At 44.7% G+C, this 14,667-nt stretch carries 13 protein-coding genes; 11 read left to right on the top strand and 2 right to left on the bottom strand.

Annotation, left to right across the window (positions count from 1 at the left end; translation table 11 throughout):
* Positions 1 to 105: 105 nt before the first annotated feature.
* Entirely contained in the window at positions 106 to 453 is a 348-nt protein-coding gene (locus EKN16_RS18435; protein WP_125660400.1) for a winged helix-turn-helix transcriptional regulator, read from the bottom strand.
* 137 nt (positions 454 to 590) lie between these two features.
* Between EKN16_RS18435 and EKN16_RS18430 the strand changes: the two genes are divergently transcribed.
* From EKN16_RS18430 to EKN16_RS18415, 3 genes are all read left to right on the top strand, one after another.
* Complete coding sequence (locus EKN16_RS18430; RefSeq protein ID WP_125660398.1) at positions 591 to 1,610, top strand: zinc-binding alcohol dehydrogenase family protein; 1,020 nt, start codon at positions 591 to 593, stop codon at positions 1,608 to 1,610.
* A gap of 463 nt (positions 1,611 to 2,073) precedes the next feature.
* On the top strand, positions 2,074 to 3,066 hold the full coding sequence (locus EKN16_RS18420) for an alpha/beta hydrolase (protein ID WP_125660395.1): 993 nt from the start codon (positions 2,074 to 2,076) through the stop codon (positions 3,064 to 3,066).
* Positions 3,063 to 3,530, top strand: coding sequence for a DUF1801 domain-containing protein (locus EKN16_RS18415; protein WP_125660392.1), 468 nt, complete (start codon positions 3,063 to 3,065; stop codon positions 3,528 to 3,530). Before EKN16_RS18420 ends, EKN16_RS18415 begins: the two co-directional genes overlap by 4 nt.
* Positions 3,531 to 3,666: 136 nt before the next feature.
* Here the strand turns inward: EKN16_RS18415 and EKN16_RS18410 are convergent, their stop codons facing one another.
* Entirely contained in the window at positions 3,667 to 4,326 is a 660-nt protein-coding gene (locus EKN16_RS18410) for a TetR/AcrR family transcriptional regulator (RefSeq protein ID WP_125660389.1), read from the bottom strand.
* Between the two features lie 285 nt (positions 4,327 to 4,611).
* Here EKN16_RS18410 and EKN16_RS18405 point away from each other — a divergent pair, with 285 nt between their 5' ends.
* From EKN16_RS18405 to EKN16_RS18370, 8 genes are all read left to right on the top strand, one after another.
* Positions 4,612 to 5,457 (top strand): SDR family NAD(P)-dependent oxidoreductase, encoded by an 846-nt coding sequence (locus EKN16_RS18405; RefSeq protein ID WP_125660387.1) that lies wholly within the window; start codon positions 4,612 to 4,614, stop codon positions 5,455 to 5,457.
* On the top strand, positions 5,454 to 6,464 hold the full coding sequence (locus EKN16_RS18400) for a zinc-dependent alcohol dehydrogenase family protein (RefSeq protein WP_125660385.1): 1,011 nt from the start codon (positions 5,454 to 5,456) through the stop codon (positions 6,462 to 6,464). The genes EKN16_RS18405 and EKN16_RS18400 overlap by 4 nt, the downstream gene beginning before the upstream one ends.
* 31 nt (positions 6,465 to 6,495) lie before the next feature.
* Positions 6,496 to 7,659: an SMP-30/gluconolactonase/LRE family protein gene (locus EKN16_RS18395; protein ID WP_125660383.1), complete on the top strand. Its 1,164-nt coding sequence runs from the start codon at positions 6,496 to 6,498 to the stop codon at positions 7,657 to 7,659.
* Positions 7,660 to 7,683: 24 nt separating this feature from the next.
* Positions 7,684 to 8,472: an SDR family oxidoreductase gene (locus EKN16_RS18390; RefSeq protein WP_125660381.1), complete on the top strand. Its 789-nt coding sequence runs from the start codon at positions 7,684 to 7,686 to the stop codon at positions 8,470 to 8,472.
* 363 nt (positions 8,473 to 8,835) lie between these two features.
* Positions 8,836 to 10,416 carry a sensor domain-containing diguanylate cyclase gene (locus EKN16_RS18385; RefSeq protein ID WP_125660379.1) on the top strand — a complete coding sequence of 527 codons (1,581 nt, stop codon included), beginning with the start codon at positions 8,836 to 8,838 and terminating at the stop codon, positions 10,414 to 10,416.
* A gap of 322 nt (positions 10,417 to 10,738) precedes the next feature.
* Complete coding sequence (locus tag EKN16_RS18380; protein ID WP_375782096.1) at positions 10,739 to 12,280, top strand: spore germination protein; 1,542 nt, start codon at positions 10,739 to 10,741, stop codon at positions 12,278 to 12,280.
* Between the two features lie 23 nt (positions 12,281 to 12,303).
* On the top strand, positions 12,304 to 13,407 hold the full coding sequence (locus tag EKN16_RS18375) for a GerAB/ArcD/ProY family transporter (protein WP_125660367.1): 1,104 nt from the start codon (positions 12,304 to 12,306) through the stop codon (positions 13,405 to 13,407).
* The gene (locus tag EKN16_RS18370) at positions 13,394 to 14,584 is read left to right on the top strand and encodes a Ger(x)C family spore germination protein (RefSeq protein WP_125660364.1); all 1,191 of its coding nucleotides are present in this window, start codon (positions 13,394 to 13,396) and stop codon (positions 14,582 to 14,584) included. Before EKN16_RS18375 ends, EKN16_RS18370 begins: the two co-directional genes overlap by 14 nt.
* The last annotated feature ends 83 nt before the right edge of the window (positions 14,585 to 14,667 follow it).

The following is a 14,667-nucleotide window of genomic DNA, read 5'->3' as shown; positions in this document are numbered from 1 at the left end:
TGCTTTTTTGATTGCTGCATTTCTTTTCATTTTGATTGTTGGAGCCGTTGGCATATGGAGGCAGAGTCAGGGTTTACCTGTTTGGCGGTAAACACGCAGGCCGCTTCAAACCCCTCCTTTCATTCTTGATTTATATTTCTCTCCCCACTCATTCATCTGGGTGATTATAGGCTCCAAAGTCCTACCAAATTCAGTTACAGAATACTCTACTTTAGGCGGAACCTCGGGAAAAACCTTTCTATTCACAATTCCATCCTTCTCTAATTCACTCAGTTGTAATGATAACATCCGCTGTGTAATGCCTGACATTAATCTGCGTAACTCATTAAAGCGTTTGGTGCCATCTAGGAGATAATATAAAATAACTCCCTTCCATTTCCCGCCTATAACATCTAATGTGGATTCCACAGGACAGCCTTCCGGGCAGCCATAACCGCTTTTTCTATTTCGCATGAATCAATCACTCCAACCTCATATATATGTTAGTCACACTAATGATACTATACTACATGAATGTGCCCTCTTACATGAAGTTGCGACTTCCTTCTATAATACAGAGGGGAATGCCTAACAATATTGGAGGAATAAGAATGAAAGCTATAGGATTGTTAAAATATTTGCCGATTGAAAATGAAGAGAGTCTGATGGATATTGAATTAAAGAAACCCGTTCCGCAAGGTAAAGACCTACTCGTCCAAATTAATGCGATTTCTATCAATCCCGTAGATGTAAAGGTACGTTCACCCAAAGCATTGACGGAAAAAGAACCGAGAATGCTTGGTTGGGATGCCAGTGGTGTTGTAGTAGAAGTTGGTGAGGATTGTAAAGTGTTTAAAGTAGGTGATGAGGTTTATTATGCAGGCAGCATTACGAGACCGGGTACTTATAGTGAATATCATCTGGTGGACGAGCGAATTGTTGGAAAGAAACCTACAGCACTCACTCATGCGGAATCCGCAGCATTGCCTTTAACAGCCATTACAGCATGGGAAGCCATGTTCGAACGCTTAGCTATTGATCCCACTAATAAAGAGGGGAACCAATTAAAGAAGGTCCTAATTATAGGTGGTGCAGGAGGAGTCGGATCCATTGCGATACAGTTAGCTAAATGGGCGGGTCTTCATGTTATTGCAACCGCCTCTCGGGAAGAAACAATAAGCTGGGTAAGGAATCTTGGCGCTGATGATGTGATCAATCATCATGGATCCTTGAAGGAGCAATTGGCGCAGATTCATATCGAGCAGGTGGATTACATTCTTTGTTTTAATAATATGGATCACCACTGGAAAGGCATGGGGGAAGTTATAAGACCTCAAGGGAAAATTTGTTCCATAGTGGAAAATAAAGAACCGATTGATCTTAACGTGCTTAAGAGTAAGAGTGCGACATTTGTTTGGGAATTCATGTTTACTAGATCTATGTATCAAACTGAAGATATGATAAATCAGCATCTTTTATTGAACGAAATCAGTAAATTGATTGATGCTGGGGAATTGAAGACTACAATGAACAAGAAATTATCTCCGATAAATGCAGCTACGATTAGAAAAGCTCATGCATTAGTTGAGACAGGGAATACCATTGGGAAAATTGTAATCGAAAATTTCTAAAATGTGATTTTGGCGCAACACTAAAATAAGTGCTCGATAAGTTCGAAGAATGGTGCGTAGAAGCCCGCTGCGCGGACGGAACATTTTTACGATCGCTGTTGTCTCCCTATTTCCTGATTCTATCCCTTAGGGGTAGAAATAAGGAGACAAAGGTGAACGCTATCGCTTCTTCAGAATGTTTCCGTCCGCTTCGCTAGGTACTTCGTGATGGGGTGTCCCGAAAGGTCTAATTAGGCCTAAGGGGAACCCTTTTTTTTACTGTACTTAAATGGTTTGGCCTGCAAGCTCGGGATGATTTCGTGCACAAACAGCATAGTTTGCGGTAAAATGGTGCTAATCATCGGATGGATGGTTTTACAACCTATCCTTTCAATATTTTTGCCGGAGGGGGATTGGTAACGGTGCAATTGTTGTTGCGAACTGGGATGAGACCTCCCCTTAGGGAGAAAGGAACGGAACAGTCATGAATAATATTTCAACCTATAATGAATCAGTCGTTTATTGGAAACAATATCAGAAGTTTTTTCCTGAAGAAATGCAGATCAATGAAAATCATTTACCAGTAGAAGAATGGTTGACCTGGAACAATGTTCATATTCATCTAGATCGTATGCCTGTTGAGCATGCAAAATTAAAAATTGTTTTCATTCATGGTGCTGGCGGCAATGGCAGATTGTTAGCTCCTTATGCACGAATGCTGCAAAAATACGGTTATGAAGTAGTGTCGCCAGATCTACCGCCCTATGGTTTAAGTTATATGAAGTCGAAGTCGAAGTCGAAAAAAACGTTGGATTATCAGCTTTGGATTGACATACTTACTGAGATAATCGATCGGGAAATGAATCGGGACGGCAAACCTATTATCTTGCTGGGCAGCAGTATTGGAGGCATGTTAGCCTATCACACGGCCGTACAGAGTAAGCGAGTTAAAGGGTTAATTGCAACGACATTTGTTGATACGAGTAAATCGGAAGTTCGTGATCAATTAGCTCCTAACAAACTCATTAGTCGGTTAGGTAAATTTTTTATGGACAAATTCCCTCTTTTCTTAGATCCCTTACCTATCTCTGTTAATCATGTATCTCGCATGCAATTGATTACGAACAATGTTGAAATGACCAAACTCATTATTAAAGATACTCATGCGGCAGGCACGAAAATCCCTTTACGCTTATTAAGAACGTTTTTAAATATGCAACCCGTAATAAAACCTGAAAATTTTGATGTTTGTCCGGTATTACTCGTTCATCCTGAAATTGACCCTATGACTCCGTACCGTTTCAGTAAGCCGTTTTTTGATCATATAAAAGGTAAAAAGGAAATTGTGATTTTAGAGGGCGCTGGCCATTTTCCAATTGAACAGCCGGGGCTAGGGCAGATGAATGCTGCTGTGCTTTCTTTTTTGAAGGAAGTAGAGAATGAACTAAGTGACACAAAATGGAGGGATATTAGATGAAGTACGAAGCAAATAGTCCAGAAGGATACATCAGTCAATTGCCCGAAGACAGGCAGGAAGCTATGGAGAGGCTAAGAACAACGATCAAGGGGAATTTGCCGGAAGGTTTTGAAGAAACAATAGCCTACGGAATGATTGGTTATGTCGTCCCCCATCGTATTTATCCGTCAGGCTATCATGCCAATCCTAAGGAACCTCTCCCATTCATGAGCATAGCTTCCCAGAAGAACTTTATTGCTCTATACCATATGGGGATTTATGGTTCTCCAGCTATTTTAGCGTGGTTCCAGGAGGAGTATCCGAAGCATGTAACAACGAAGCTTGATATGGGAAAGGGATGTATACGTTTTAAAAAGATAGCTAGCATTCCTTATGATCTGATAGCAGAGCTTTGCAGGAAGATAACCGTAGAGGATTATCTGAAGAAGTATGTGTTTGAAGTGGGAAAAATGTCAAAGAAATAAATACGACTACTGACGAAATGTCATTGCTTCTCGTCAGAATAGCTGACCATATAGTGGGCAAACGTAATGCAAAGGGACAGTGCCGATATGGCCACTGTCCCTTTTTTAATGCGCCCGGGGTGGATTGTGATCCCCTTTAGGTGCTGCGATCTGGTAACAACGAGCTGACAATCAAAGACAACGTTTGCCTGTATACCGCATGGGCCGATTGTACATCTCCCAAATGTCCACCCATATAAAGATGAATAACGCCGTGGAGGGAGGCCCAGAATATACGTATAACGGATTCCGTGTCATACGGGTCGGGAATCAGTCCTTGCTCTTTCGCATTGCCAATCACGGTCAATAATTGACGCATGGCTGTTGCGGTGCCATGCATGCTTTCCTCGTCCGGTTTGAAATCTGCGAAGGCTCCTCCGAACATCAGCTTATAATAGCTGGAGTAACGCTGCCCGAATTGCCAAAAGGTTTCTCCGAAATTCAGCATTTGCTGTGCCGGATCAGCAGCTTGCGGCGTCCCCTCGAATTCATTAGCGAGAAGCTTACAACCATCCAGATACAACTGCTGAGCCAAGCCCTCTTTATTAACAAACAAGTTATAAATGATTTTTGTCGAGCAATCCATTTTCTGCGCTACTTTACGCACCGTAACGGCTTCCGGGCCCTCTTCTTGTAAGAGCGTTGCCGCAGCATCAACAACGAGCTTGCGGAGATTTTCAGTATTTTGCAAGCGAGCTTCTTGGTAAGTTTTCAACTTTCGTGTGTTCGCATTGGAGGAGATATCTTGATCGCTCATAATCATCACCTTCGGTTATCATATTTTCGTCAGGAAACAAAGTTTCTTGCTCTCTTATCAGGAATTTTATACAGATGTTAGGCAGTTGTCAAAGAGACGTTGGGTGTTCAAAAATAATATTGACATTCTAAAATTGCGGGGTTACAATGAATCCCGAGAGTAACACTGTTACCAACTGCGATGACGCTTAACTTTCTTAGGAGTTAGGAATGCAGGTTTTATTTTTGGTCATTTGGTAACGGTGTTTCTATAGTATAACACAGTATCTAAAAGGAGAGTAGTGTTATGACAATGCAAGGGAAATGGGCGCTCGTCACGGGAGCTTCTTCCGGTATTGGAGAGCAATTCGCGCGACAACTAGCCAAACAAGGCAGCCATTTGGTACTCGTCGCCCGATCGGAGAGCAAGCTTGAGAGTCTGGCATCAGAACTCAGAAAGATGCATGGCATCAAAGCTGAGGTTATCTCTATGGATCTTTCGAAAGAGGGCGCTCCCAGCGAGTTATATCAGAAATGTCGACTTTTGAAAGTGGATATTGAAATGCTGATCAACAATGCAGGCTTTGCTACACATGGTTTGTTTGAAGAAGTGTCAGGTGAGCGGCAACATGAAGAGGTTATGCTCAATGTCGCCGCTGTTGTAGATATGACCCACTTGTTCTTGCCGGACATGTTGCGCAGAAGCTCAGGTGCAGTTATCAATGTTGCTTCAACCGCCGGATTTCAACCACTTCCCTATATGGCCGTATATGGGGCAACGAAAGCTTTCGTCCTGTCGTTTACTCAAGCGTTATGGTTTGAAAACCGCAACCGCGGCATCAAATTCTTTGCACTTTGTCCCGGTTCGACGGACACCAGTTTCTTTAATGTCGTAGGAGCGGAAGAAGCCTCCGTCGGAAAGAAAGACACGCCAGAGAGAGTCGTAGAGGTTGCACTTCGCGCGCTGAAGGAAGGGAAAGTGTATGTCGTTCCGGGTGTGCAGAATTATCTAGGGGCGCAGTTATCGCGTTTCATTACACGAAAGCAAGGTCTTCGGCTTGTTGGAAGCATGCTTCGTCCGCGTGAAGGATACAACAGCAATAATAAAAATCCAGGTAATCAATCTGATCTCGCAGGGAGGACAATTAAATGAAAACTATACAACTGAAAAACGGCTTCGGCTTTGAGGAATTAACCATGACGGAACTCGATATACCAACACCAGGACCTAAAGAGGTGCTGATCCGCATGAGGGCAGCTTCTCTCAATTACCGGGATCTAGTGGTCATCAGCGGATTAATGCCGATCGAAGTCAAATTCCCCTTCATTCCATTATCAGACGGAGCGGGAGAAATTGTAGCTGTTGGCCAAGGAGTAACAAGGTTTCAGGTCGGACACCGAGTAGCGGGTAATTTTCAACAGCGCTTCATTGGCGGCAACCCAAGACCAGGGGTGTTAGAAGAAAGTCTGGGAGGTCCGTTGAACGGAGTTGCAGCCGAGTATGTCGTTCTGCATGAAGACGGAGTCGTCCCTATTCCCGATCACCTCACTTATGAGGAGGCTTCCACCTTGCCGATCGCGGCATTAACCGCATGGAGCATGCTAATCGAATACGGTGGTTTGCAAGCGGGCGATACCGTGCTGCTGCAAGGAACAGGCGGTGTCTCCATCTTCGGTCTTCAATTCTCGCTTATGGCTGGAGCCCGAGTCATCATCACGTCGAGCAGCAACGACAAGCTGGAACGAGCAAAAGCTCTTGGCGCATGGCAAACGATAAACTATTCGGAAGTTCCCGATTGGGATAAGGCAGCGTTAGAGTTGACTGGCGGAGTTGATCATGTTCTGGATGTCGGAGGAGCGGCAACGATGGGGAAATCCATAAATGCGCTTCGCACTGGAGGGACCGTGAGTATGGTCGGGTTCTTATCGGGCTTAACCATTCCGGAATACGATGTCTCCAGCATCCTGCAGAAAGCCGCAACTGTTCGCGGCAGTCAAGTCGGCAACCGGGATCACTTTGAAAAGATGAATCGAGCGATTGCCCATCATGGTTTACATCCCGTCATCGACCGTGTATTCCCTCTGGATCGCATTGGAGAAGCATTCGCGCTCTTGGCTGAAGGAAAGCAATATTTCGGTAAAATTGTAGTCCAAATCTAAATCTCGCTAAAATGACAAAGGAGACACACTAATGCCTAATACACAAGATCGCTCCGTTAAATCTACTGAAGGCGTGAATCGTCCTAAACGCTCACTGCGTGCTAGGATATGCAGATGGGGGCTATCGCTGCTCGCGGTGCTCGTTCTAGGCTTACTCATTTTCTTGCTTATGCCTTCACCAATTAAGCCGGCAAAATGGTCCGCACCGACGGCTCCGTCTTTTGAGGAAGCGGGTCCGTGGAAACAGAACAACAAACTCAGCTCGGCTCAGCTTGTTACGGATGCCCCTCAATTCCCGGAATTCATTACATTCGATAAAGAAGGCCGGCTATATACTGGAGATTCAGACGGGAAGATTTATAAGGTTCCTTTCGATGCAGAGGGCAATCCGCAAAAAGCCCAACTGTTTGCAGACACCAAAGGAACGCCTAATGGGCTTATATTCGATGCCAATGGCAATTTGATCGTTACTGATGTCAAGAAGGGACTGCTGTCTATAAGCCCATCCGGGAACATAGAGGTATTGGCCGATCATGTGGACGGCAAGCCGATCTATCTGGCTAACGAGCTTGATATTGCCAAGGATGGTTCCATTTATTTCTCCGATACTTCGGATTATGGCAAAGTGACCTTCAAAGAAATTGCCGAGAACAAGCCGCATGGACGTTTGCTGAAGTACGATCCAATGACCAAGAAGACGACCGTCCTATTAGAAGGCCTCTATTTTGCAAACGGGGTTGCCTTGTCCGCGGATGAAGATTTTGTACTTGTGGCGGAATCGTATCATTATCAGATAACCAGATACTGGCTCAAAGGACCGAAGAAGGGGACATCTGATATTTTCGCAGACAATCTCGCAGGCTTCCCAGACAACATTACGCGTGATGAGCAAGGTCATTTCTGGGTCGGTATCTTCACGACTCGCCTTTCTTTTGTAGATCAGATGCATAGCAACCCTTGGTTGGCCAGTACCATGGCCAAAGTGCCGCAGTCGCTGCTTAACGGCGCAAGCGCACCAGTGAAGCATGGGCTTGCTGCGGAGTTCAGTCCGCAGGGAGAGCTTATCGGAAGCTGGCATGATCCGGAAGGTAAATTGTATGGCGTAACTACGGCTGCAAGCCATAACGGATATTTATATATAGGAACGGCACCTGGAGGCAGCAAGGGCGTTCATCGCGTGCTTTTAACAAAATAAGGTTGGAATCCGGGAGGGTGCGAAATGAATCTGGATGATTTGGGGCTATCTTGGAATGACAAGGAGAGTCTGATCGGCAAAGTGGCCTTGGTGACAGGCGCTAGCAGCGGCATCGGGGCATCGATCGCCAGGAAACTGGCAAAGCGCGGCGCCTATGTGACTGTAGTGGCACGTCGACAGGATCGATTGGATGAGCTGGTTCAGGAATTGCATAAAGAGGGATTGTACGAGGTTATGGCAGTACCTGCTGATATTCAAAAGGCTGAAGAAGTACAGCATGTGATCAATGAAACGATTAAGCGCTGGGGACGTCTTGATATAGTAGTCGCCAATGCCGGATTCGGGTATCGAAGTCCTTTGGTAGAAGTGGATCTGGAAAGATGGGAGGAGATGTATAGGACGAATGTACACGGTCTAATGTTGACGCTGCACTACGGGCTTCCGCCGATGCTAGGTCAGGGCAAGGGAGATGTCATCATCATCTCCTCCATTGCCGGCAAGGAAGTGATTGCCGGAGGAGGTCCATACAGCGCTACCAAATATGGCGTTAACGCCATAGCGTCTGCATTACGGTTGGAGACAATCGATCAGGGGATTCGAGTTACGACGATTCAGCCCGGGGCGGTGGCAACGGAATTTTCTCAGGTGGCCGGGTATTCCGAGGATGAAATTCGCGCGTTTGCCTCGAAAGTCCTGCCGTTACATCCCGATGATGTTGCAGAGGCGGCACTCTATGCACTGGAGCAGCCTGAGCATGTCAGCATTCCGGAACTGACCATTATGCCTTCAAGGCAAGCCCAGCGGTTCAAATAAAGCGACGTCCTATGAGCGTGCCATGTGCCATGTACCGTGTTCAGGTACAAGCCAGCGCTCCAACACTAGACTCTACCAAACTTATTAAACCTAAGCAGCCGATTTGGCTGCTTTTTTTAGTGTGCGCCTAGCATGGGCGCTATCTCTGTAAGCCGAAGTTCGCTCCAATGAGACTCTTGTATAGCTTAGCGATCCATCGGCGTGAAGGTGGAGTATGGCAAACGATTGTCATTGCGCAGTGAGAATAAAAAGGGATTTGGTAAAAAACGTCGAATAGTCGATTATTGAAGTCTGCATGGTGAGGAAAGCATTCCTATTGGCGGATTGGAAAATTGATTTTATGACATCCGGGGGTTTTGGCAGATGCCTTTCCTGAGAAAAATTACAGCAAAAAACAAGGTAAGCCTGCCCACGCTTCTGACGGGATTGGTCACTCTATCTGTTCTACTGACGCTGACCCTGCTTCTGATCGCTTCCTACCATTCCAAAAAACAATCATTGATCGATACAACGCTTGCATTGAACTATACAAGCGCAAGCAATATGAGTCAGACGGTCGATTCCTTGTTTAAATCAATGCGGGCGAGCCTTCAATATTCCGCAGGCATCTATTCAAATCTCCAAAGCATGAGCAAAGAGGAGGCGTATTCCGGACTGGAATTGATGCGTAATAGCAGCAATTACTTTAATTCTGTCGCCTTAGTGGACGAGAAGGGGAAGATCCGGAACGTGTCGCCCGCATCCATCGGTTCAGTAGGCAAGTCGATTACAACCAAAGCGGCGAAGGAGGCATTGGCTTCGAGGAAGCCCTATACCTCCCAACCCTACATAACAACGAATACCAAACGGCTCATTGTATTTATGAGCGAGCCATTATTCGACAAGGACGGCGAATATAAGGGATATATAGGAGGAACCATTTACCTGCAGGAGAACAATATTTTGAATATGATCTTCGGGAACAATCTAAAAGACGATAAGGGCAGTTATTTCTATTTAGTAAGCTCCGATGGGCACTTGTTATTTTATCCGAACAAAGATCGGATCGGCAAGGATATCAGCGCAAACCCGATCGTGCGCAAGTTGGTGGAGGGGCAGAGCGGACAGGAACGACATGTCAATCTGCTAGGAGAGGAATTGCTCGCGGGGTACACGAAGGTTCCGCAGAACGGGTGGGGAGTCATCGTCGTGACTCCCATGACTGTCGTAAATGAACAATTGAACCGACATATCAAGTCACTTTTGTTGTTCACCTTGGCTCCTTTGGCTCTATTGATGCTGTTTGTTATATGGCTTGCTCGCAGGCTGGCGAAGCCGTTCGTATGCTTGGCTAATTTGGTAAGCAAGGTTGGAAGAGAGAAGGTAGAGCTTCCGGAGATCAAGCAGCACTGGAATAGAGAGGCCGATTTGTTAACGAAAGCAATAATCGAGGCTTTGACGGCTATTCAGAAGCAGACGGATCAATTAACGGGCGAGGCCATGACCGATCCATTAACCGGATTAACGAATCGCAGGATGTTTGAATTGATCAGCAGCAAATGGATTGAAGATCAAACTCCCTTCTCGATGCTCCTTATCGATGTGGACCGTTTCAAATTAGTTAACGACACCTATGGACATCTAGTAGGAGACGATGTGCTTAAGGAGCTTGCCAGAACGATTGCTTTATTCGTTCGACCTGATGATGTATGCTGCCGCTACGGCGGGGAAGAGTTTGTTGTGCTTCTTAGAGAAACCGCGGCAAGAGAGGCTTTCTTGGCTGCTGAGAGAATTCGCATGTTTATGGAAAACAGCGATAATCCTACCTCCAAGCCGCTGACAGTGTCCATTGGCATCGCCGAGTTTCCCATTCAAGCTGAATCGTCCGATGAGCTGTTTCAATTGGCGGATAAGGCCTTGTACCGGGCTAAGGAAACGGGGAGAAACCGAACGATAATCGCATAGAACCGCGTAAAACCAATCCCATCAAATAAACAATCATAACCCGGACATGTCAAAGGCTGCGATGAATCTTTCATCGCGGCCTTTTGGCTTTCTCTTACTGCCACTCGAGTAAGAGGGGGGCGTCTAATCCAGTACACCCTATGAATCAAACCCTAATCCAAGGGGCAAGACTATAATATAAGAAGTTGGAAAGAAATAACTCAATCATTTAAAATATTCAAAAAGATGGTGGAGATCATTAGTGAGCGGCAAAATAATCATGTTTTTTCTTAATCTGAATGTATGGTTGGGTGCTTTCATTTCGTTCGCTATTCCATTTGGAATTTCTAGGTTATTTCATTGGAAAAAGCAGAAAAAAAAGCCGACAGAGACACCAATTCAACAAGAAGCCTCCCAATTGACTGAAAGTTTACAGGCTAATCTGCAGATGATGAAAGAAACCATTGGACATAGTCCGGATGTCATTTTCCGCCAATTAATAATAAGTGATTCACAATGGAAAGCCTCTGTTGTTTATGTTGATGGTTTGATTGATAAAGCTATTCTAAACGAACAAGTAATCAAGCCACTGATGAGGAATCAAGACGTACTTAAGCAGAATCCCGACATTTCAGCAGATCAGCTGAAGAATATGATTACAGATTCTGTTATAACAATCATGGAAGTGAAAGAAGTTCACAACCAGAGTGATTGTATACTCGAAGTGTTGTCCGGAAATGCTGCTTTATTCATCGACGGTATGGCCGTTGTTCTTATCCTTGGTACGATGGGCTGGGAAAGTCGAGCGATAGAAGAACCCGTCTCCGAAGCGGTTGTGCGTGGGCCAAGGGACGGATTTAATGAGACCATCCGCAATAATACGGCACTGCTTCGACGTAGAATCAAAGATTCTAACTTCACAATGATTAATTATAAGGTTGGACGCCGTTCACAAACAAATGTTTCCCTGATTTATATCAAAGGATTAACCAACCAGGAACTGGTGGATGAAGTGAAGAGCAGAATAGAGCGAATCGATATTGATGAGATTCCCGATTCGGGGTATATCGAACAACTGATTGAAGATAATGATCTCTCCCCGTTTCCGCAGGTGCAAAATACAGAGCGCCCGGATCGAGTGGTGAGTGCATTAATGGAGGGACGTATCGCGCTATTGACTGACGGGACCCCGGAAGCTTTGATTGTTCCTGTCACATTTTCCATGATGATGACTTCACCTGAGGATTACTACGATCGATGGCTTCCAGCTTCGTTGATCCGCATCATGCGATATGGTACGGCGTTCATTGCATTATTCCTTCCTTCCGTCTATATTGCATTGATCTCCTATAATCATGGATTAATTCCGACGAAGCTAGCCATCTCCATCGCTGCAGGAAGAGAAGGGGTCCCCTTCCCATCTATCGTGGAAGCGCTCATCATGGAAGTTACCCTTGAAATCCTTCGGGAAGCAGGGCTTCGCTTGCCCAAGCCAATTGGGCAAGCAGTTGGTATAGTCGGCGGCTTGGTTATTGGTCAAGCAGCAGTGCAAGCAGCAATTGTGAGTCCTATCATGGTTATTGTAGTTGCTTTGACCGCGATTTCTACCTTTGCCTTTCCGCAGTACGCAGCAGGCATTGCTATCCGTATGCTTCGATTTGCGATGATGATGGCAGCTGCTGTATTTGGTCTTTACGGGATCATCCTGTGTTTTATCCTAATCATGGTCCATCTTGTGCGGTTAAAGAGTTTTGGGGTCAATTATTTGTCTCCATTCGTCTCCATTAATCCAAGGGATTGGAAGGATCTAATTATAAGAATGCCGCTCAAAATGATGAAGTGGCGTCCGGAATTGAACAAACCGCAAGATCGTAAGCGCCAGTAGATTGCATAAGGAGCCCTTACATAATGATTGTAAACCCTAAAGATCAAATCACAACGATTCAGACTACCGCGATGGTATCGAAAAGCATGATCGGTACCGGAATCCTCATATTGCCTCGGGCAATAGCGAAGGAAGTCGGAACTCCCGATGGATGGATCTCCGTGATTTTGAGCGGGCTCATCGCCTTACTGGCTGGATATATAATCGTCAAATTAAGTCAACGGTTTCCAAACCAGACCTTCTACCAATACAGTCAAATCGTAGTTGGACCGTTGTTGGGCAAGTTTTTTGGAATCGTAATGAGCGTCTATTTCATTCTTTGTGCCGGGTATCTACTGCGTGTTATGGGTGAAGTAATCCGGATGTTCTTATTAGAAAAAACCCCTCTAGAAGTGATAATGATTATCTTTTTGTTTGTGGCAACTTATCTCACGGTGGCAGGTATAAATCCTATTGCACGTCTTGTCGAACTGTTTCTCCCCATTATTATTATTATTTTAATTGCGTTTATTGTATTCAGTTCGCAGAGTTTTGAACTGGATAATATGCGTCCGGTACTCGGTGATGGAGTAATGCCTGTATTGAAAGGCACAAAGAGTTCGATCTTTACTTATAGTGGTTTCGAAGTCATGCTAGTTCTAACTGCTTTCATGAAAGAACCTCAGAAAGCAGTCAAATCTGCAATTGCAGGTATTAGTCTGGTTGTCCTCTTGTACGGTTTAGTCATAGTGATCTCTTTCGGTACGATCTCTGTAGATGAATTGAAGACGGTGATCTGGCCAACGATGACAGTAGCCAAGGACATTGAATTGCCAGGAGGATTCTTTGAACGATTCGAATCTTTGTTTACCGTCCTTTGGGTGATATCGATGTACACTGCTTTTGTTCTCTATCAATATACTTCGTCCCTCGGACTAAGTCAGATTTTCCGGAAGAAACATCAAACATTCGTTTATGCGTCTCTGCCCATTATTTATCTGGTTGCAATGTTTCCTGCCGATTTGAATGATGTATTTAAATTTGGTGATATTCTCGGATGGACACTATCATTGTTTGTTGCGGGTATCATGCCGCCCTGCTTCTGGCTAATCGCCAAGATAAGGAGGAAAGGCATTGAGAAAAGCTAAGAGGAGCTGTATATTGTTGGGGCTTCTTCTCCTCATTCCCATAATGGGCTGCTGGGATCGAAAGGAGATTGAGGATGTCGGGATTGTACTGGGTATCGGATTTGACAAGCCAGCTAAGGGAATAACAGAACAAGGAGAGAAAGGTACAATACGAGGAAAGCATCCAATTATGATGATTCATCATATTGCGATACCAGAACAATTTTCTACAAGTGGAGGGGGTAAATCACAGAAAAATTACATCAATCTCATCAGTAAAGGTGACCTTGTTTTTGAAAATATACGCAAATTGTCAACGCGTACAGCGCGTTACCCCAGCTATGAGCATTTGAGAGAAGTTGTGATCAGTGAGGATGTGGCACGGACCATCGATTTTAATAATATTATCAATTTTCTAATGCGCAATTCAGAAACGAGAAGATCGATTAGAGTAATGATAGCTAAAGGAAAAGCTAGAGACGTTTTTGAAAAAGAGGGAAGCGTTAGAAACCCGGCTTTGGAACTAAGGGAGTTAGCAGAAAATTACCATAACTCCTTTAGTATGTCCCCTGAAATGAAAATGGGCGATATGTCGGAAAATATAACAGGAAAAATCAGTTTTGTTATTCAGCGGGTAGATTCCTCCAAAAAGGAAACAAAGATTGCCGGTGCTGCTGTAATTAAAGGAAAGACTGCAAAGATGATTGGATGGCTAGGAGAGGAGGAGACTGCAGGATTGAATTGGTTGAAGGGACAAAAGAAAGCCGCGGGAATCATGGAAGGTGTGGAATCAAAGAGTGGCGAGATGATTGTATATGAAGTTCGGTCAATGACATCTAAAATCAAGCCCCTAGTAAAGGGGAGTAAGATCTCCTTCACAGTAGAAATTAAGACAGAAGGAAAGTTGCGGGAAGATTGGGTTGATCCCGGAAATGCTTTTGACCCGAACTTTGTTAATAGAGCAGAACAAGCAATAGAAATATCCATTAAGAAAGCAGCAGAGAGGGCACTCACCAAAACGCAGAAGAAATTTAAGGTTGATGTAGTGGGTTTTGGAAAGAAGCTTAGTATTAAATATCCCAAGACGTGGAAAAAGGTGAAAAAAGATTGGGATGAATCATTTAGTGAGATACCAATAGAAGTAAAGGTAAAGACAGAAATTCAAGAATTTGGAACAAGAGGTACGAAGAAAGCTTAACTATGGTATCGTTTGTGGAACATCCAATAGCGCCGCCAAACGAGCCGATGTTAGAAGAAGGGGGTTGTCGCACCCCCCTAACA

It is taken from the genome of Paenibacillus baekrokdamisoli (assembly GCF_003945345.1).
GTDB lineage: Bacteria > Bacillota > Bacilli > Paenibacillales > Paenibacillaceae > Paenibacillus_Z > Paenibacillus_Z baekrokdamisoli.
This window is presented reverse-complemented; position numbering and strand designations above follow the sequence as displayed.